Raw genomic sequence first — 20124 nt, 5'->3', positions numbered from 1 at the left:
TGAGATCATTATGTTAATAAATCCAAAATCATCCGTACATTTAGCCGTAACCTGCCAATCACTATTTTTAGCTAATCTATTAATATTGCCAGGGTTGTCATTTATTGCCTTACTTTGGCTGTTCTTCAAATACAAAAGTCATCGCGCCTGGTTACGGGTTCACTTGTATCGTGCCGTGCAACTATCGGTTGTTGTTGGGCTTGTCGTCTTTATCCCTTTAATCTTTATTTTACTGTCTGATGAAGCACCATTTCAGTTAATGGCAATGTTGCTGTATTTCATTCTTGTGCATACCGGTTTTGTGTTAATTGGTATGCTTAACCTTGCTCGTAGCATGGTTAAAAAGCTACCTATCTTCTAATTCATCCACCTTAATATTAAAATTTTGTTTACAAATAAATGTATTTTTAAACATTTTTGCAACAATATTCATTAGTTTGATTTCTATCAAGATTTGTCCCGCTATAGAGTTTTAAGATGTATTTGCTTTATTAAATACTATAAGGGAGCAACCCATGTCAGAAAGTTTTACTAAAGGCATGGCGAGAAATATATATTACGGCGGAAGTGTTTTCTTCCTTTTGATATTTCTTGCTTTAACTTTTCATACTACAAAAGAAATGCCAAAAAGAGACAACCGTCAAAACATAACCGAATCCGTAGAGCGTGGTAAACACCTTTGGGAAGAGAATAATTGTATTGGCTGTCATTCCCTACTGGGTGAAGGTGCATATTTTGCGCCAGAACTTGGTAATGTTTTTCAACGTCGCGGTGGCGAAGCCGGCTTTAAAATGTTTTTCAGTGGTTGGATGAAAGCACAACCGTTAAATATACCTGGTCGTCGTCAAATGCCTAACTTCCATTTAAATGATCAAGAGATTGAAGATTTAGCTGAGTTCTTAAAATGGACCTCAGAAATGGACGTTAACGGCTGGCCGCCAAACATAGAAGGGTAAGGCAGATGAATGCATTAAAATATCAATCACAGGCTGTTGCAAAACCATATTTTGTTTTCGCCTTAATCTTATTTGTTGGGCAAATCTTATTTGGCCTAATAATGGGCTTACAATATGTTGTAGGTGACTTCCTTGCTGGCGCAATTCCATTTAACGTAGCTCGCATGGTACATACCAACTTATTAATTGTATGGCTGCTATTTGGCTTTATGGGATCAGCGTATTACTTAGTTCCTGAAGAAGCTGAAACTGAGTTATATAGCCCGAAACTGGCTATAATCTTATTTTGGGTTTTTGCCGCAGCGGGTGTTGCAACTATATTAGGTTACTTGTTAGTTCCGTATTCTACGTTAGCTGATATTACCCTTAATAAATTGTGGCCGACTATGGGGCGTGAGTTCCTAGAGCAGCCAACCATTACCAAGCTTGGTATTGTTGTTGTATGTCTTGGTTTCTTATTTAACCTGGGTATGACGATATTAAAAGGTCGCAAAACAGCCATTAACATGGTGCTTATGACCGGTTTAATTGGTTTAGCAGTATTCTTCTTATTTGCTTTCTACAATCCAACTAACTTGGCATTAGATAAATACTTCTGGTGGTTCGTAGTTCATTTATGGGTAGAAGGTGTTTGGGAATTAATCATGGGTGCAATTCTAGCTTATGTATTAATCAAAGTTACCGGTGTTGACCGAGAAGTTATTGAAAAATGGTTATATGTGATTATTGCCATGGCATTAATCTCAGGTATCTTAGGTACAGGTCACCACTTCTATTGGTTAGCAACTCCAGAGTACTGGCAATGGGTAGGTTCAATATTCTCAGCCATCGAACCATTACCGTTCTTTGCTATGGTATTGTACGCCTTTAATATGGTTAACCGTCGTCGTCGCGAGCATCCTAACAAAGCCGCTACTTTATGGGCGTTAGGTACTGCAGTTATGGCATTCTTGGGGGCTGGTGTATGGGGCTTCTTACATACCTTATCTCCAGTAAACTACTACACACATGGTTCACAAATAACCGCGGCCCATGGTCACATGGCGTTTTACGGTGCTTATGCAATGATCGTAATGACGATTATTTCATTCGCTATGCCTAAGTTACGTGGTATCGGTGAAGCAAACTGTAACCGTGCACAAGTACGTGAAATGTGGGGATTCTGGTTAATGACTGTTGCTATGGTATTCATCACCTTGTTCTTAACAGGTGCTGGTGTATTACAAGTATGGTTACAACGTTTACCAGAAACTGGCGAAGCATTAAGCTTTATGGCTACTCAAGACAAACTAGCTATATTCTACTGGATGCGTGAAGTTGCTGGTGTTGTTTTCTTATTAGGTCTAATTGCTTACATCTCAAGCTTTTGGGTTAAAGAAAAAGCTACCGCTTAAAACTTGTTTTAAGTAAACATAACTAACTAAGCCAGTTGCGCAAGCAACTGGCTTTTTTGTATTTGGAAGTACTAAATGCAAAAAAGCAGTGTAAAGGATTAAAGGTTTCAGCTAACTCGTAAGTGTGTGACCCTGTCTTATCACTTCAACAATTGTAGTATGTTTACAAAAAATCGAAGATGACAACATTTGCACCGTTCAGGTTTATACCGTAAATTATTCTAAAGCCTATGGGCAGAAAGAGCGATAAACTGCCGTAAGCCAAATCCTAAAAGAATAATAATATGAGCGTTTTTCAAATAGCTATCTTATTGGTTATTGCGTTAGTTGTAGCCACGTTTTTCTTTTCAACATTGAAGAAAGGCGAATCACCACCACCCAAAAAAGAAACATGGAAATGCTTTTTTGTAGGGCTTGCTATTGCAGCTCCCGTGACTGTTGCTTTTTATAACTTACAAATAGTTCCTATTGTTATGTGGTTTCTTTTATATGCGGGTGGATTTATACCTTGGTGGTCTAAATATAAAAAAGCTTTTGCTTACCAATGGGGAATGTTTTTTGGCATTACCGTTGGCTTAATTTTCATTTATGAAGGTCCACTACAACTTGTTTAATAGTGGTTTGCGTAGTTATGCTAATTAGCGTAACTTATTGAAATTGAACAGCTCAAATGAGCGATTTGAAGCACATGCAAAAACTGTATAATCAAGGATGAAGTTATAAATGCTTAGAAAAATTTTAAACAAGTTTAGTTCTGTAATTTACGTCCAAATATGGGAAAACCGCATTAGGGTTGTAGATACGAAATCAGGAAAGGAATTCGATGAAAAACCTTTTGTTTTGATAAAGGAAAACAATAAAGGGGTTAAGGTTATTGCAGCAATTGGTAATGACGCCGAATATGTAACATCCTCTAAAGAAGAATCTATTAACCCATTCTCTCATCCTCGTTTTTTACTTAACAATTTTTATGTGGCGGAGAAAATTCTACAGCATGCCATCTATACATTAATTGGGAAGTTTGCCTTAAGACCAGCCCCGACAGTAGTAATTCACCCGATGGAAAAGCTAGAAGGTGGATTAAGTCAAATTGAAGATCGAGCGTTTAGAGAGTTAGCGGTAGGGGCTGGTGCATACGAAGTAATTATATACACTGGTAGCCCACTGTGTACTAAAAGTATTAATTTGGAAAGTTTGAAGAATCTAGACGATATTGTCAGCGTTGCAAGCGTTCAATGAGATAATGTTTCTAGGCACAAATTTGACGTTAACTGATTGAAAAGGTTAATGTCTACTAAGAGCGAGAAGCTGACCGATAAAGAATTATAAAATAGCACAGGAACACTGAGGTATGGACGCACATTCGAGATTGAAAGGATATAATTTAAATGCTTAAGTTGAAAAAAAAGTATTCTCGTATTGATCTATTATTCTTTGTAGTAGCCCTGATTATTCCGAATTATCTCTATGAATCGTTAGTTAAAGATGAAATATACATTAGAGCTATAAACGTTAGTAGATTTGAATCACCACTTTTATATTGGGGAATGTTTAGCTTTATGATAATCACTTGTTTAGCGCTAATATTTTTTATTTTATTTTATAATTCAGACGAAGGCAGATTAAATAATTAATGAATATTCAGTGCTCGTGGAACGGCTACAATGAGCGAGCAGCAGCCGTTGAAAAAAACGCAACAATTGCATTTATTGAACTTCACAAAAGGGCTTCTTAAGCAGACATGAATTCATTAAAGTGGAAAAATTTGTACTTGGAACTTAAATTTATAGATAGGTTCCTATTGCCAATTTGCTTCATTTTTATATTAAGTGGTGCTGCAAATAATGGCTTCACTAGTTTCTTTTTCGCATTGCCTTTTGTTGTTTTATTTTGTATTCGTTTGCTTAGTTATAAAAAAGAAACTAGGAATGCGATTTTGATTGTTACCGCGCTAGTCTGCATCCCTCTACTCCCTAAAGAAATGAACACCTTGTATTACCCGAATATAGGAGCAGAAATCCAAATAGATGCCGCCTGGGGGTACGCTAAATATCCTGATTCTGAATATTTATCACTATGGAAAAGAGAGTTTATTGAGAGTGATTCACGCGCTGATATTAAAGGTAGATTTACAGCACCATTAACTTTGCGTATGACTAAAGTAAGTGCATCCCACCCTAGCATGGGAGTTTCATTATGGCCTGTTTTTGTTGATAGCAATGGTGTTGAATACACAATATCTGAAAGCTCATTACTAAGCAGTCTAAAAGATGGCTCAATCCAAAGTCATGACTTTTCTGGAGTAAATAACTTACAATCTAGATGGACGTTTTTCTTAGGTCTTCTTATGTCCTGGCCATTAATCTTTATTCTGATTTTATAAAATAAAAGTTATTACCCATAATAGGGGGACATAAATAAGTGAGTGGCAGCTACTGGCACTTTTGAGACGTTCAATAGATCCTGAAACAAGTTAAGGAGGTTGAATTTTTTATATCCACAATACGCTTAATGAGGTCCCCGATGTCGCTTTGGCTCCTCGAGGATGACGGCGTATTTTCTCTACCTACGTTAATGGCACCTAGCCGACCATTCAAACTAACTTTTTAATATCGCGATAGAAATTTTCATGCGACCCTAAATTTATTAATTCTAATATGACATTGCCATCTTCATAACTGTATCAAAGTAATGTTAATTGCTTTGTCATTTTGAATTTATAAACCCGCAAGAAAGACAAGTCACCTTTCTTTTGTTCACCTAGAAATGGATCATTAATTAACTCTCTAATTGCATTATCTAGATCTACTTTCTGATTTTTATGCAATTTCTTAACAGTTCTTTTAAACGTTGGAGTTTGAAGAACGTTAGTTATTTTAGTCAAACTGATAGCTCTCTAGCTTACCTGCTTCTTTTTCTGCTTTTGCAATAATGGCCTGTTTTACGAATTCATAAGATAATTCAGGATTATCTTCCATAATTTCACCAATTTTAGCCCAATGTTCAATTTGCTTAGGAGTAGTTCTACTGAAAGCTTTACCCATTATGGTTGCTTTATGCACTAACTCTTCATCTAATCTAATACTTGCTGTTGCCATAAGAACCTCTTATATGAATACATTTATCAATTGTAGCTAATTGCTATTATTGTGGCAAATTGCCACAGTGATTGGGTTGGAGTATGACTGACGGCAAATGGCACTATACCTACGAATTTAAGAACTTGGTTTTCAGCTTACTTTTATTGATACACATCAGAGTTTAATGTTGCAAATTTGTTATTCTGTTTAATTATTAACGTTAAAGTAATTGGGTTGTAATGGAAGAGTGGATTGGTAGTGTTTGGCATCAATTTATCACCCGTAAAGCCAGCACTGAATTTGACCTGGCACGGGTAGAGTTTACTCAAGTGAGTAAGTCTGTAGGTGTTGTTTTTAGAGCCTTAGGTGGAGATTCAGTTAAAAGAGTGGAAGCTGCAAGTAATCGTGATTATTTATCGAGACGTAGCTTTTTACAAAAAATATCTGGTGATAATCAACAAATTAGTCTCGCGTGGCAAGATGCTGACAGTCTGAGATTACCAGAGTCTATTGCCGTTTTTCCTGAAGTTGAACTTAATAAAGATCTTTATATTTGGTTAGCCGTGCTTGCTGCCAATCACAATGGCCGTTTTAAGCACTGGGCCATAGATAATCAACAATTAGTGGTTGATGTACTCGATAAATTCCCTTCATTAAAATCTAGGTATCAACGCTTAGCATCGGCGTTTGTTAAGCTACGTCCTTGTGTTGATAAAATGCCAATTGCCGAGCAAGAAATGGAGCAGGCGATTGTTAAGGCAGTAATCAATCCAGGCTCAGTTTCAGCATTTCCTAGAGTTAATTATGCACCGCAAGCGGTATTCTTATGGCTTTATCCTGCCACACAAACTGAAGGGCAAATTCAAGCCGAATATGCTGATGAAGACATTGAAGAGCCAACGAATATAAACAGTAAAAAGCACAATAAAACTGCACGTAAAAAAACCGAGCGAGTCGATTCTTCTAATAGTAGAGACGGCATGATGATATTTCGCTTGGAAAGCTTATTTTCTTGGAGTGAATTCGCCAAACTTGATCGTGGTACAGACGACAGTGATGACGATGATGGTGAAAACGTTGCTGAAGATCTAGATAAAATTACTTTATCCCAACAACAAGATCAAAAGAGTGCCCGTATCAAGCTGGATCTTGATTTACCGTCAAGCTCTGAAGATGATTTACCTTTAGGTGAAGGAATTACATTACCAGAATGGGACTATCGTAAGCAGCAATTAGTTAGTGAACGTTGTTTATTACAACCTATGCTGCCTAAAGACTCTGTCGCTAAAGGATTGCCGGTTCATTTACAGAAAACAGCTAAAAATATTCAAGCCCAATTTGAGCAGTTGCAAACTATGCGTTATTGGTTAAAAAGCCAACCCCAGGGTGAAGAGTTAGATTTGAACGCTTGGCTTGATTTTCATGTTGAACGTCAGGTTTCACCAACTGCGGAAAGAGGTCTTTACCAAAGCTTTAGAGGTAATAACCGAGATTTGTCATGTTTATTACTTGCCGATTTATCTATGTCTACTGATTCACATATAAATAATGAAATGCGAGTCATTGATGTTGTTCGTGACAGTATGTTGCTGTTTGGTGAAGCGCTGAATGTGGTGGGAGATAACTTTGCCATGTACGGTTTTTCATCGGTAAAGCGTTCTCACGTTCGCTTTAGTTTATTGAAGAACTTCAAAGAGCCGTATAACGACAATGTGCGAGGAAGAATTCAAGCGATCCGCCCTGGCTTTTATACCAGAATAGGTGCTGCTATTAGGCAAGCGACTAAAATATTGATTGAGCAAAAGTCGTCACAAAAATTATTGTTGATTTTAACGGATGGCAAGCCAAACGATATCGACCATTATGAAGGTAGGTTTGGTATAGAGGATACCAAGCAGGCAATAATTGAAGCAAAACAAGCTGGATTAAAACCTTTTTGTATCACTATCGATCAAGAAGCTGAAGAATATTTGCCTTATATTTTTGGTCGTTATAGCTATTCTGTCATGCTTAGTCCATCGCAGTTGCCTGTTTGTTTACCACAAATTTATCATCGGTTAACCTCACAATAGGAGTTGCTTATGCTTGATAATGAAATTCCCTGTTTGTATTGCCAAACAATGAATCAAGATGGTAGTGAAAGTTGCAGTAACTGTGGCATGCCAATCGCCGAATTTCACCCAGAAGATAGAAAACGCGGAGTAAAATTTTTTGGTAAAGCATTTTGGCTGATAGCCATTTTCTGTGTAATTATGGTTTTTTACTTGCCTAGATAATTTTACTCAACTAAACAAAAGCCCGGAACAAATAGTATTTGTTCCGGGCTTTTTTGTATAAAATTAACTAATGCCGTTTTTATTTAAATGTTGAGTGTACTGTTTGTCGGTGCCGTTGATATGGTTAATTAACCAGCCACTTAAAAACTCGCTCACTTCCTGAAATGCGTCATGACCTACTTGTTGATACTTTGTCTCTATCTGTCTAATTTTGTCTATCATGAGTTGATGCTGTTTTTTGTGCTCGTCTAAATCAGGATAGCTACTATCGGCCATCATTTTTTCTTCACGAGAAAAGTGATACTCAGTGTAGGCGATTAAATCTCTTAAACTTTCGTGTTCAAAAGCTTCGCCCATATCGTAATCGTATGCGGTATTAAATTGATTCAGTAGCGTGATCAGCTTTTGGTGATCAAGATCTAACGATTCAACCCCAACAGAATATTCAGCTTTCCATTTTATAATTTTGCTTTGTTTTGTTTGCTTGTAAATCCAAGGAATAACAAGCAAAACGCCAATTAACAGCCATGATAATTTATTATCCAAGCCTATTAAAAAACCTAGAAAAATAGTCACTGTAATCAGCCCTATTAATGCTGCGTAGATAAGTGCTTTGTAACGGTTAGTCATAATAATACCCATAAAAAATATAAGGTTAAGTTAGGTTTATAGTTTCACTCATACTAAAGCAAAAAGCGCAGTTTTATTAACAAAATAGTAGTAAAAATTACAAAAGATTAACAAAGTTTGATCTAGGTTAAATAATCTCTTGCTCTATTGGAGGATAGTTATTCGCAGAAGGTGGAAACGTAACAAGTAGTTAAGTTAGCTTCTAAATAAAATTGTTTTTTTAGTTCCAATTGGTTGGTTATAAGCAATCTTTTAAAAGTAATTCTCGACTATTTAAAAGTAAATTTAAAGTTTATTAAATTTGCTCTCTGCCTTAAATAAAATTTTAAATAACCTCGGGAGAGATACTAATGAAAGCAATAAAATATGGAGTTTCAGTGCTCAGCGTTGCTGTCGGACTTGCCGTTAGTGGTATGAGTTTTACCGTTTCTGCGGCAGAGCCAACATTATCAGAAGCAGACTTTGAAAAAGCACAATTACATTATTTCCAGCGTTGTGCTGGTTGTCATGGTGTTTTACGTAAAGGTGCAACGGGTAAAAACCTAGAGCCTGAAAATATGCTTAAAAAAGGCCAAAAGCGTTTAGAGAAAATTATTTCTTTAGGTACTGAAGGCGGGATGAACAACTTTGATGATTTGTTCACCGAAAACGAAATAGCTAATCTTGCAACATTCATCCAAATGACCCCTCCGGTACCGCCGGAAATGTCTTTAGAGCAAATGCGTTCACACACTAAGGAATATATAGCCCCTAAAGATTACCCGGCAAAACCATTGCACGGTCGTAACTGGGAAAACTTCTTCGTAGTTATCGAACGTGATGCTGGTAAAGCCGCAATCGTTGATGGCGATACTAAAGAAATTGTTGCTCATATCGATACTGGTTATGCGGTTCACGTAATCAAAGGTACAGAGCATCACAAAAAAGACCATGCCAAAGATGTAGGTCGTTTCTGGTACACCATTGGTCGTGACGGTAAAGTTAACAAAATTGATTTATGGCAAACGCCTGACAAAATGTTAGTTGCTGAAACTAAAATGGCTTATGACGCACGTGATATCGCTGTATCTGGTGACGGTAAATACGTAATTGCTGGTGGTTACTGGCCTGCGCATTTCGTTATTATGGATGCTGAAACCCTAAACCCAGTGAAGGTTGTTTCAACGCGTGGATATAATACTAAAGGTGAGTTTATAAACGAAGCTCGTGTAGCGGCTATTTATACTATTCCAAATGAATCTGCATTTATGGTTGCTGTAAAAGAAACCGGACAAATGTGGCAAGTTGATTACAAAGATTTAGACAACCTGACTGTGACTATGGTTAGCTCTGCTGAATTCTTACATGATGGCTTCTTCGACCCAACAGGTCGTTACTTCCAAATTGCTGCTAACGCATCTAACAAAATGGTAGTTGTTGATACTAAAGACAGAGCTTTAGAAAAAATGATCGATGTTGATACGCTTCCACATCCTGGTCCAGGTGCTAACTGGAATGATGAAGAATGTGGGCCTGTATCAGGTACAACTCACTTAGGTACTGGTCTTGTATCAGTTTGGGGTAACGACCCAATGGGACACCCTGATCAAGCTTGGGAACTTTGTTATGAAGTGGAAACTGATGGTGCCGGCGCATTTATTCGTACTCACGAAAACTCAGACTTTGTTTGGGCTGATCAGCTGAAACACCCAGAGCCAGAAATACAACAATCAGTGCAAGTTTTTGATAAGAAAACTCGTGAAATTGTTAAGACAATCCGTGTAACTGAAGACGAAGGTAAAGCTGCCCTTCATATTGAGTTTAACAAGGGTGGTTCTGAGGTTTGGGTATCTGTGTGGAACCGTACAGATAACAAGAACCCTACTGGTGAAATCGTAGTTTATGATGCCAAGACTCTTAAAGAGTTACACCGCATTAAAGGCTTAACTACACCAACAGGTAAGTTCAACGTTTACAACCGTATGAACCACAAAACCTAATCAGTAATTCTACTGATAATGTGAGCATAACAAGAGTTATGCTCACACTTTTTCGCTTTATGCCAATCAGAGTAAATAATTATTGAACGTCTGATTGTTTAGTCTGATTGGCATCATTTAGTACGAGTTAGTTATGGTAAATCAAACATTAAACAAACCAAGCTTTTGGTCTCGCAGGCTGATCCTTGGTACAACTATTTCAGGTGCAGTGATATTTTTCGTTGTTGGCATTGTTTTTTGGGGTGGCTTTAATACCGCTATGGAAGCTACCAACACAACCGAATTTTGTATCGGTTGTCATGAAATGGAAGATAACGTATATAAAGAATACACACCTACAATTCACTATTCCAATCGAACAGGTGTACGTGCAGGTTGTCCAGATTGCCATGTTCCACGCCCATGGATTCATAAGATTGTTCGAAAAATTCAAGCATCAAGAGAAGTATTCTTTTGGCTAACTGGAAAGATTGATACACCAGAAAAATTCAACGAACATCGCTTTGAACTGGCTCAAAATGTATGGAAAGCGATGAAAGATACCGATTCCAGAGAGTGTCGAAACTGTCATAACTTTGAATCAATGAACCCCGAATTTCAAAAACCGCGAGCACGTAAGCAACATTTAAATGCCTTTGAAACCGGCCAAACCTGTATCGACTGTCATAAGGGTATTGCCCATCACGATGTTCGTGATCAATTAACAGATGAGCAGTTGGAAGAGTTGGAAGCTCCGGTCGAGGCTTATATTCGAGAAGTACCACAAGAATACAAAGATGGTTTAGCACGTGTTGAAGCTAAAGAAGCGGCAATTGCCGCAGAGAAAAAAGCAAAAGCACAAGCAGAAAAAGAAAAAGTACAATTGCAAATTGAGCAGGCTGTTGCAACCGCTTTAGAAAGTGCAAAAGCAAGTAGCAGTAAAGAAAAAGTTAGTACAAGTGCTGCAAAAGCAGCTTCTGCTGATAGTTTGAATGTTAATTGGAATAAAGCCAGTTCAACGGATATCAGCGTGTTTTTCCCTGGTACAGCCTCAATCGAATGGATTTTAGGGCGACACCACGGTGGTAAACGCGCCTTTACTAAAGGTGACCGTTGTATTGAATGTCATGCTGAAGAAATTGCAGATATTGGTCAAAATATTGTTACTGGTGAAAGTGAAAAAGAGCTTGAGCCAAATGTTATTCCAAATAAGCGAGGCAGTATCGATGTTAGCATCGCAGCAACCCATGACAGTGAAAGCCTTTACTTGAAGTTTAGTTGGCCAGATGGTGAACATGCACCAGCTCCATTTGTTGACGGCGGTAAAATGGACCCTGAAAACAAAATGAAACTGGCATTTATGATTGCTAGCGACGATGTTGAATTTGCAGATCGTGCTGGTTGTTGGGGAACGTGTCATGCTGATGCTAACTCTATGCCATTTGCACCTGAACAAGAAGTATTGTCTGGCAGCGATTTAGCTAAACGCCTAGATTTCAATAATGGTGTGACTAAATACCTTAAAGAAACTCGCAGCAAATTAGAATTGAAAGGTCGTCGAGGTAAAGCGCTTGGTGGTTGGGACAAACTTAAAAGCGCAGAAGAAATTGCTGAGTACCAAAAAGCGCAACAACTTATGGATATAGTGCGTTACAGCTCTGGCACTAAGCAAGTCGAAGATGGTCAAATATTGGATCAAAGATCGATGCATGGCGGCCAGGGAGCACAAGCTGTTGCCAGCCTTAAAAACGGCACTTGGTCTGTAGAAATTAAGCGTAAACTTATCTCATCAAAGCCGGGTGATGTGTCTATCGAAGCAGGTAAAGTTTACAACTTTGGTTTCGCAATCCACGACGATTACTCTGATGCTCGCTATCACCATGTATCGTTTGGTTATAAATTGGCGTTAGATAACAACGAAGCTGAAATTAACGCCGTTAAACAGTAGACGAGTCTAGGCCGTCAAAACCTCACAGAGCTAAAACCGTATCGTTTTAGGCTGTGAGGTTTATTTCGTTGTTGATATTGGTTTCTTATTAAGGAGAGTAAAGATGTTACGTACGTTTATTAGGTTGCTTAGTGTAGTTTTACTTGCTGTATTTAGTTCTACTTTAATGGCTAAGGATGTTGTCGTTGAAATTTATAAAAAGCAATTCATCCCTGCCACCATCACAATTGCACCAGGCGATAAGGTTATTTGGAAGAATATCGAGAAACGGCAATATCATAATGTTTGGTTTAAGCAATTTTATCAAGAAGAACCAGACTACCTTTTTCCCGGTGATAGTTTTGAGCAAGTGTTTACCGATGTTGGTGAATTTCCTTATTTATGTGGTCCACATCCGAAAATGACTGGCGTGGTTATTGTTAAAAAATAGCCTATGGCCTAACAAGCTCAGTTAATGCATAAGCTAAAATTGCATACTAAAACACTGTTAAAAAAACGTAACTTTTTGTAAAAAATGTGATCTTAAACAATAAATGCAAACAATTTTATTGTTAAATTTTAGTTACCTTTTAGGGAGCTGAGATTAGACAATGAAATATTTTACTATTTTGATCACGTGCATTTGCCTTTGTGCCAGTTTGAATATCGTTTCAGCCTCTCCCAATGTATTGCATAAAACCGTCACCCCCGATGAAGCAGGCAATGAATTAAGCTTGCAACGTCAAAAAGACCTTATCCATATGGTTAAACAAGACTGTGGTTCTTGCCATGGTATGACCTTAAAGGGTGGTCTTGGACCTTCTTTACTACCACAAGATTTAACTAATAAACCTGAGTACTTTCTTACCATTACTATTATGGAAGGACGCCCAGGTACTGCTATGCCGCCTTGGAAAGACATTCTCAACGAACAAGAGGCGAAATGGATAGCAGAACAACTGATTAAAGGGCTAGACAATGACTAACACTAAAAAGCGGCTATTTTTGAGCGTACTATTACCTTTATTAACCTTGAGTTGTCAGCAACTTAACGATACCTCATTACAAAGTGAAACAACTTCAACGCTAACACAATCCAAATTGAGGGCTACTGGTGATCTTGGCTTAGTTATCGAACGTGCCACCGGACAAGTTAAAATTGTTGATCACACTGATAAAAACAGTTTGGCAGAAATTGACGGTTTAGGTGATTTATCACATGCATCTATTGTTTACTCGCGCGATCAACGTTTTGGCTATGTTTTTGGCCGAGATGGCGGCTTAACAAAAATTGATTTATTGAAAAACAAAATTGATAAGCGTGTTATTCAATCTGGTAATAGTATTGGCGGAGCTATTAGCCAAGACGGTAAGTTTGTTGCGGTATCAAATTACACCCCTGGAGGTGTGAAAATATTTTCTAGCGACACTCTGGAGCTTGTCGCTGACATTCCGGCAACCGAGCTGGTCAATCACCCGAGAAATAAAGACGGCTCATTGAAGCGTTCAAAAGTGGTTGGTTTAGTAGATGCACCGGGACAAAAATTTGTATTTAGCTTATTTGATAGTCATGAAATATGGATAGCAGACTTATCAAAAGCTGAAATAGAAATTACTAAATATACCGATATTGGCCTTAATCCATATGATGCATTAATAAGCCCAGATGGCCGTTATTATATTGCTGGGCTGTTTGGTGAAAATGGCATGGCATTGCTGGACTTATGGTCACCTGAACAAGGCGTAAAGCGCATTCTTGATGGCTACGGTAAAGGAGAAAAAAAATTACCGGTTTATAAAATGCCCCATCTAGAAGGTTGGGCGATGGCGGGAAATTTTGCTTATGTTCCAGCGGTAGGTTTGCATAAAGTATTAATTATAAATACTCAAACCTGGGAGCAAGTTGGTGCTATTGATGTGCATGGACAGCCAGTGTTTGTTATGGCTCAGCCAGATAATAGACAAGTGTGGGTTAACTTTGCTTTTCCGTTAAACGATACCATTCAAGTTATCGATACAAAAACTCAAAACCTTATTAAAACACTAACTCCAGGGCCAGGTGTTCTTCATATGGAATTTACACCACGTGGCGAACACGTGTGGATGTCGGTTCGAGATAGCGATGAAATTCAAATATATGACAGCAAAAATTTTGAATTGCTGAAAAAATTATCGGCACAAAGTCCGAGTGGTATTTTCTTCACCAACAGAGCTCATCAAATAGGCCTGTAACAATGAATGATTGTAATGTCATTTTAGATACCTTAAGTCAGCAAATAATCAATGCTTACCAAAAAGGTTTTCCATTATGTAATCGACCTTTTTTGGAATTGGCGAATCGCTTTAATAGTACTGAAGAAACAGTGATCGAGTGCTTTCAAAATCTGCAAGACCAACAAGTACTGTCTCGGTTAGGTCCAGTGTTTAACCATCAACAAGCAGGTGCCAGCACTTTGGCAGCATTAGCTGTTCCTGATGAGCAATTAGATGAGATTGCAAAAAAGGTAAATCAGTTTACTCAGGTGAATCACAATTATGCCCGAGAGCATAGCTATAACCTTTGGTTTGTTGCCACTGCCGCCAATGAAGATGCATTGACGCAATGTTTAGCCCATATACATCGAGAAACAGGTTTTAAGCCATTAATACTGCCAATGGAACAGGCATATCATATCGATCTTGGTTTTAATATTGAGTTCTCCGAACACACAAGGAAGCGATGATGACAGCACAGCAATTAAGATTCGACAATATTGAATCACAGACATTAACCCCACAACAGCAATTGCAATTATTTGCTGCAATTGAACAGGGTTTGCCATTGGTTGCCAAACCGTATGACGCCCTTGCCAAGTATTTAAACATTAGCGAAAAGCAAGTGATCTCGACAATTGAAGATTGGCAAGAGCAAGGAATGATCCGTCGTTTTGGCTTGGTTATTCGTCATCGAAAGTTGGGTTATGTGGCCAATGCAATGGTGGTTTGGAACGTAAATGATAAAAGCGTTGATGATGTAGCCGCAATATTATCAAAGCAAAAAGTCGTGACTCTATGTTACCGCCGTCCACGTGTGTTACCTGATTGGCCATACAACTTATTTTGCATGATACATGGAAAAACTCGCTCTCAGGTGATCGACCAGCTAAATGAGATATGCCAGCACGATGAACTGGCAAACATTGATAAAAAAATACTATTTAGCAATAAAGCTTATAAGCAGCGAGGGGGCAAATACAGTCATACCTCGGCATCAGGAAAATAATTTATGGATGCATTAGACAAGAAAATACTGAACCGTACTCAGCGTGGAATACCGATTAGTGAACAGCCGTTTACCGATATTGCCAAAGAGTTGGATTGTACTGAAGAGCAGGTTATTAATAAGTTACAGAATATGCTTGAAGATGGCTTGTTAAGTCGTTTCGGCCCAATGTATGACGCTGCGAGCCTAGGTGGTGCCTTCACCTTGGCAGCCATGCAAGTACCTGAAGAACGATTCGAGCAAGTGACTGAAATCGTGAATGCATTTAGTCAAGTTGCACACAATTATAAACGCCAACATCGTTTAAATATGTGGTTTGTTGTCGCCTGTGAATCGCAACAAGAAATTCAATCGGTAATAAAAGAAATAGAGCAGAAAAGCTCTTTGTCAGTCTATGATTTTCCAAAGGAGGAAGAGTTTTATGTTGGACTCTACTTACCAGTCTAGAGAAAGAAAAAAAGCGCCATTAACCGCAATCGAACGTGAATTTATCTTGTTAACTCAAAATGGTTTGCCAATTGTAAGTAAACCTTACCACTTGCTGGCCGAAAAACTAAATATGAGTGTGAATGACGTATTGGCGATGAGTGAGGATTTACTGGAACGGGGAGTGATCAGACGCATTGCTGCCGTCCCTAATCATTATCGAGCCGGCTACACCTTTAACGGTATGACTGTTTGGGATGTACAGGATGATGAAGTTAAAAACTATGGTGCATTGATCGGTCGACTGCCTTTTGTTAGTCATTGCTATCAACGACCAAGATGTTTACCTGATTGGAATTACAATTTGTTTGCCATGATCCATGGTAAAAATGCCGAACAAATTAGCGAATATAGGACCCAGATCAAAGAGTTGTTAAAAGATGTGTTGCAAACTGGTAAACACAATACAAATGACATGTTAACCAGTAGCAAGATATTAAAAAAAACCGGTTTGCGTTTACAAGCAAAAAAGGAATAACAAATGTTTAGAATTTCACAATTATTGAAAACATTACATGATGATTTACCTGTAGGTAAAGCGGTGAAAATGCCGGGGCCAGTAGTCATCTGGAATCTGATCCGTCGATGTAATTTACAATGCAAACATTGTTATTCAACATCGCTTGATATTGAGTTCAAAGATGAGCTTAGCACTGAGCAAATAAAGGCAACCATCGATGATTTAAAAGTGGCTCAAGTGCCGGTTCTTATTCTTTCTGGGGGAGAGCCGTTATTACGACCTGATATATATGAAATAACAGCCTATGCAAAAGCGAAAGGCTTTTATGTTGCTCTATCAACGAACGGCACATTAATTAACGAAGAAAACATTGAGAAGATTAAAGCTGCAGATTATCAGTATGTTGGTATAAGCATTGACGGTTTAGAAGAGTTTCATGACGAATTTCGTCGTCAGAAAGGTAGTTTTAAAACATCAATGCATGCACTGAAATTATGCAAAGAAGCGGGAATAAAAGTAGGTATGCGCTTATGCCTAACAAGAGAAAACTACGATGATTTGCCGGCGATTCTCGATTTAATGGAATTGCACAAAATTGATAAATTTTATTTATCACATTTAAACTATTCTGGCCGAGGCAAACGCAGTGCTGAAAATGATGCAATGTTTGCCATGACTAAAGGTGCAATGGAACAATTATTTGAACGTGCATGGTCACATTTAGAGCAGGGTATTGAAAGCGATTTTGTTACCGGTAATAACGATGCAGACGGTCCGTTTTTATTACAATGGGCGATGAAGAAATTCGGAAATAAATACCCACAACGTGTTGCCAATTTAGAACAACGATTAATCAATTGGGGCGGAAATGCCAGCGGTGTAAATGTTGCAAACATTGATAATACCGGTGTTATTCATCCTGATACCTATTGGTGGAATCATCCTATTGGTAACGTTAAAACTGAAAAGTTTTCAGATGTTTGGAAAAACACTCAAGACCCATTAATGCTTGGTTTTAGACAAAGTCCGCGACCAGTTAAAGGTCGTTGCGCAAAATGTGAATATTTAAATATTTGTGGGGGCAACACTCGTACCAGAGCTTTTGCACAGTCTGGTGATGTATGGGCAGAAGATCCTGGCTGCTACTTAACCGATCAAGAAATTGGTTTAACTTCTGTTGCAAGTGAAGCAATTACGGTTACCAACATTTAAAAATAAAGAGAATTTATTATGGCTGATTTCCTTATTAATAAAATAGCTAAACGAACTAACTTTGCTAAAGGCGAAGTAGCGTTAGTTGGTGCCGGTCCTGGCGACCCAGAATTACTGACAGTGAAAGCGGTACGCTTTATCGCGCAAGCTGAAGTTGTTGTTTATGACCGCTTGGTTAGCGATGACATTATGGACCTATTACCTGCTGATTGTGAACGTTTTTACGTAGGAAAAAAACAGGCAAAACATTGCGTACCGCAAGGGGACATTAATCGAGTTTTGGTGGATTATGCATTGCAAAATAAACGTGTTTTACGTTTAAAGGGTGGCGATCCGTTTATTTTTGGTCGCGGCAGTGAAGAAGCTGAGCACTTGCTTAAACACGGCGTGAATTGCCATGTGTTATCAGGTATTACCGCCGCTTCCGCAGCGACAACATATGCTGGGATCCCGTTAACACATCGCGGAGTTTCTCAATGTTGTACTTTTGTTACCGGACATTTGCAAAATGATGGTCAGTTAGTATTACCTTGGCAAAGCTTGAATAATGACAACCAAACTGTGGTGTTTTATATGGGCATAAGCGCGGTGAAAATGATTTCAGAAAAACTGATCGAGCATGGCCGTGTTGGCAGTACACCTGCTGCAATAATCAGACAAGGCACCAGAGTTGATCAACAAGTGTTCAGAGGCACATTAGGCTCGCTTGAGAAAATGGTTATTGATAATGATATTAAGCCACCTGCGCTTATCGTTGTTGGCAATGTCGTTGAGCAACTTGATCCTAAACACGTTGCCGGAGTGGGATATTTTCAAGCGGAAAATGCAGCGCAACCGTTTAGCCAAATCCCTGAGTTATCCGTTGGATAGGAATTACTAATGAACAATAAAACATCCATTGTAAATATACTTGTTACAGGTATTACCTTACTGCTCAGTTATAGTGTTTTCGCAGCAGAAAAACAAAATGCTGAACAACTTTATCAGCAACACTGTCAAAGCTGTCATGGCTTAAATCGTATGGGCAGTATGGGACCGGCGTTATTTCCAGAAAATCTATCGCGACTACGTAAAAATAAAGCCAGTGGTGTTATAAGTAAGGGGCGTGTCGCTACGCAAATGCCCGCTTTTGCACAAACATTATCTAAAGATGATATTGACCAACTGGTCGAGTATATTTACACGCCGGCTGAAACGGTACCAGAGTGGAGCTTGGCAGATATTAATGCTTCTCATGTGCAGCATTTTGATCAAAGTACATTACCAAATGAACCGCAATTTGATGCTGATTTAATGAATTTATTTATCGTGGTGGAGCTTGGCGATCACTCAGCTACTTTATTAAATGGTGATACATTTGAGCCAATAACACGCTTCAAAACCCGCTTTGCACTTCATGGTGGTCCTAAATATTCCCCAGATGGGCGGTTTGTTTATTTTGCCTCACGTGACGGTTGGATCAGTAAATATGATATTTACAATATGAAAACTGTGGCGGAGATCCGCGCCGGTATCAACACTCGAAATATGGCAGTTTCATCAGATGGAAAATACGCCATTGTTGGTAATTACCTGCCGCATAATATTGTAATTTTAGATACTGAAAACCTAACGCCGATTAAAGTGGTACCTACAGCCGATAAAGACGGTAAATCATCTCGAGTTAGTGCCGTTTATAACGCTCCTCCAAGAACAAGCTTCATTGTCGCGTTAAAAGATGTGAAAGAAGTTTGGGAGATACCTTACAGCTCAGCAGGTGGTGTTGAGGTTTATAAAGGTTGGGCGCACGATTATCGAAAAGATGGTGGTGAAGGAAAAGTTGAAAATTGGAAGAGTGAAGAGCAATTCCCAATTCGACGCATAACAACTGAAGACTACCTCGATGATTTCTTCTTTGATCCTGAGTATATAAATTTAATTGGTGCTTCACGCGACAGTCAAAATGGGCAAGTGATTAATTTGGATGCAAAAAAGAAAGTTGCAACCATTGAAATGGCGGGCATGCCACATTTAGGCTCAGGCATTACTTGGGACTATCAGGGAAAACAGGTATTTGCCTCACCAAATATCAAAGATGGCCGAGTGACTGTTATTGATATGGACAACTGGCAAGTGATCAAAGAAATTGAAACCGAAGGTCCTGGATTTTTTATGCGCAGTCATAGTAAATCACCGTATGCTTGGGTTGATGTGTTTTTTGGTCCAAATAAAGAAAAAGTTCATATCATTAAAAAAGATACATTAGAGATCGTTAAAACTTTAGCACCGTCACCGGGTAAAACAGCTGCGCATGTTGAATTTACCAAAGACGGAAAATACGTATTATTGAGCATTTGGGATAATGATGGTGAAGTCATTGTGTATGATGCTAATAGTTTGAAAGAAATCAAACGATTACCGATGAAGAAGCCGTCTGGTAAGTATAATGTTTATAATAAAACTCATTATGAACGCGGAACTAGTCATTAAAGAGCTATAAAAAT

At 38.5% G+C, this 20124-nt stretch carries 22 protein-coding genes and 2 pseudogenes; 21 read left to right on the top strand and 3 right to left on the bottom strand.

Annotated features, from left to right (window positions below):
- Window positions 1–10: 10 nt before the first annotated feature.
- From RI845_RS17865 to RI845_RS17840, 6 genes are all read left to right on the top strand, one after another.
- Window positions 11–361 carry a hypothetical protein gene (locus tag RI845_RS17865; protein ID WP_348387528.1) on the top strand — a complete coding sequence of 117 codons (351 nt, stop codon included), beginning with the start codon at window positions 11–13 and terminating at the stop codon, window positions 359–361.
- A gap of 154 nt (window positions 362–515) precedes the next feature.
- Window positions 516–956, top strand: coding sequence for a c-type cytochrome (locus tag RI845_RS17860; RefSeq protein WP_348387527.1), 441 nt, complete (start codon window positions 516–518; stop codon window positions 954–956).
- 5 nt (window positions 957–961) lie between these two features.
- Window positions 962–2350, top strand: a complete 1389-nt coding sequence (locus tag RI845_RS17855; protein WP_348387526.1) for a cbb3-type cytochrome c oxidase subunit I — start codon at window positions 962–964, stop codon at window positions 2348–2350.
- A gap of 284 nt (window positions 2351–2634) precedes the next feature.
- Entirely contained in the window at window positions 2635–2964 is a 330-nt protein-coding gene (locus tag RI845_RS17850) for a hypothetical protein (RefSeq protein ID WP_348387525.1), read from the top strand.
- Between the two features lie 109 nt (window positions 2965–3073).
- The gene (locus RI845_RS17845) at window positions 3074–3589 is read left to right on the top strand and encodes a rod shape-determining protein MreB (RefSeq protein WP_348387524.1); all 516 of its coding nucleotides are present in this window, start codon (window positions 3074–3076) and stop codon (window positions 3587–3589) included.
- Window positions 3590–4091: 502 nt separating this feature from the next.
- Window positions 4092–4733 carry a hypothetical protein gene (locus RI845_RS17840; RefSeq protein ID WP_348387523.1) on the top strand — a complete coding sequence of 214 codons (642 nt, stop codon included), beginning with the start codon at window positions 4092–4094 and terminating at the stop codon, window positions 4731–4733.
- A 210-nt stretch (window positions 4734–4943) separates the two neighbouring features.
- On the opposite strand, the pseudogene RI845_RS17835 reads toward RI845_RS17840, so the two are convergent.
- Both RI845_RS17835 and RI845_RS17830 read right to left on the bottom strand, forming a co-directional pair.
- A pseudogene (locus RI845_RS17835) lies at window positions 4944–5234 on the bottom strand (type II toxin-antitoxin system RelE/ParE family toxin).
- Complete coding sequence (locus RI845_RS17830; protein WP_348387522.1) at window positions 5227–5448, bottom strand: TA system antitoxin ParD family protein; 222 nt, start codon at window positions 5446–5448, stop codon at window positions 5227–5229. Before RI845_RS17830 ends, RI845_RS17835 begins: the two are co-directional and overlap by 8 nt.
- A gap of 221 nt (window positions 5449–5669) precedes the next feature.
- On the opposite strand from RI845_RS17830, the gene RI845_RS17825 reads away from it, so the two are divergent.
- Both RI845_RS17825 and RI845_RS17820 read left to right on the top strand, forming a co-directional pair.
- Window positions 5670–7502, top strand: coding sequence for a nitric oxide reductase activation protein NorD (locus RI845_RS17825; RefSeq protein WP_348387521.1), 1833 nt, complete (start codon window positions 5670–5672; stop codon window positions 7500–7502).
- Window positions 7503–7511: 9 nt separating this feature from the next.
- Window positions 7512–7706 (top strand): DnrP protein, encoded by a 195-nt coding sequence (locus RI845_RS17820; RefSeq protein ID WP_348387520.1) that lies wholly within the window; start codon window positions 7512–7514, stop codon window positions 7704–7706.
- Between the two features lie 63 nt (window positions 7707–7769).
- On the opposite strand, the gene RI845_RS17815 is transcribed toward RI845_RS17820, so the two are convergent.
- Complete coding sequence (locus RI845_RS17815; protein WP_348387519.1) at window positions 7770–8336, bottom strand: bacteriohemerythrin; 567 nt, start codon at window positions 8334–8336, stop codon at window positions 7770–7772.
- A 350-nt stretch (window positions 8337–8686) separates the two neighbouring features.
- Between RI845_RS17815 and RI845_RS17810 the strand changes: the two genes are divergently transcribed.
- The 13 genes and pseudogenes from RI845_RS17810 to RI845_RS17755 all read left to right on the top strand — a co-directional run bounded on the left by RI845_RS17810 (window position 8687) and on the right by RI845_RS17755 (window position 20110).
- Window positions 8687–10315: a cytochrome D1 domain-containing protein gene (locus tag RI845_RS17810; RefSeq protein ID WP_348387518.1), complete on the top strand. Its 1629-nt coding sequence runs from the start codon at window positions 8687–8689 to the stop codon at window positions 10313–10315.
- A gap of 133 nt (window positions 10316–10448) precedes the next feature.
- Window positions 10449–11000: pseudogene (locus RI845_RS18835) on the top strand (NapC/NirT family cytochrome c); the annotation flags it as partial.
- A gap of 30 nt (window positions 11001–11030) precedes the next feature.
- The gene (locus tag RI845_RS17805) at window positions 11031–12242 is read left to right on the top strand and encodes an ethylbenzene dehydrogenase-related protein (protein ID WP_405054133.1); all 1212 of its coding nucleotides are present in this window, start codon (window positions 11031–11033) and stop codon (window positions 12240–12242) included.
- Window positions 12243–12345: 103 nt separating this feature from the next.
- Window positions 12346–12672 (top strand): cupredoxin domain-containing protein, encoded by a 327-nt coding sequence (locus RI845_RS17800; RefSeq protein WP_348387516.1) that lies wholly within the window; start codon window positions 12346–12348, stop codon window positions 12670–12672.
- Window positions 12673–12832: 160 nt separating this feature from the next.
- Complete coding sequence (locus RI845_RS17795) at window positions 12833–13207, top strand: c-type cytochrome (protein WP_348387515.1); 375 nt, start codon at window positions 12833–12835, stop codon at window positions 13205–13207.
- Window positions 13200–14453: a cytochrome D1 domain-containing protein gene (locus tag RI845_RS17790; RefSeq protein WP_348387514.1), complete on the top strand. Its 1254-nt coding sequence runs from the start codon at window positions 13200–13202 to the stop codon at window positions 14451–14453. Before RI845_RS17795 ends, RI845_RS17790 begins: the two co-directional genes overlap by 8 nt.
- 2 nt (window positions 14454–14455) lie before the next feature.
- Window positions 14456–14944, top strand: coding sequence for an Lrp/AsnC family transcriptional regulator (locus RI845_RS17785; protein WP_348387513.1), 489 nt, complete (start codon window positions 14456–14458; stop codon window positions 14942–14944).
- Entirely contained in the window at window positions 14944–15483 is a 540-nt protein-coding gene (gene ahbB / locus RI845_RS17780; RefSeq protein WP_348387512.1) for a siroheme decarboxylase subunit beta, read from the top strand. The genes RI845_RS17785 and ahbB (RI845_RS17780) overlap by 1 nt, the downstream gene beginning before the upstream one ends.
- 3 nt (window positions 15484–15486) lie before the next feature.
- Window positions 15487–15930, top strand: a complete 444-nt coding sequence (locus tag RI845_RS17775; protein ID WP_348387511.1) for an Lrp/AsnC family transcriptional regulator — start codon at window positions 15487–15489, stop codon at window positions 15928–15930.
- Window positions 15905–16447 (top strand): siroheme decarboxylase subunit beta, encoded by a 543-nt coding sequence (gene ahbB / locus RI845_RS17770; RefSeq protein WP_348387510.1) that lies wholly within the window; start codon window positions 15905–15907, stop codon window positions 16445–16447. Before RI845_RS17775 ends, ahbB (RI845_RS17770) begins: the two co-directional genes overlap by 26 nt.
- Before the next feature lie 3 nt (window positions 16448–16450).
- On the top strand, window positions 16451–17641 hold the full coding sequence (gene nirJ / locus RI845_RS17765) for a heme d1 biosynthesis radical SAM protein NirJ (RefSeq protein WP_348387509.1): 1191 nt from the start codon (window positions 16451–16453) through the stop codon (window positions 17639–17641).
- Window positions 17642–17659: 18 nt separating this feature from the next.
- Window positions 17660–18511: a uroporphyrinogen-III C-methyltransferase gene (gene cobA / locus RI845_RS17760; RefSeq protein WP_348387508.1), complete on the top strand. Its 852-nt coding sequence runs from the start codon at window positions 17660–17662 to the stop codon at window positions 18509–18511.
- Between the two features lie 9 nt (window positions 18512–18520).
- Complete coding sequence (locus tag RI845_RS17755; protein ID WP_348387507.1) at window positions 18521–20110, top strand: cytochrome D1 domain-containing protein; 1590 nt, start codon at window positions 18521–18523, stop codon at window positions 20108–20110.
- Window positions 20111–20124 lie beyond the last annotated feature (14 nt).

This window comes from Thalassotalea nanhaiensis (assembly GCF_031583575.1).
Lineage (GTDB): Bacteria > Pseudomonadota > Gammaproteobacteria > Enterobacterales > Alteromonadaceae > Thalassotalea_A > Thalassotalea_A nanhaiensis.
This window is presented reverse-complemented; position numbering and strand designations above follow the sequence as displayed.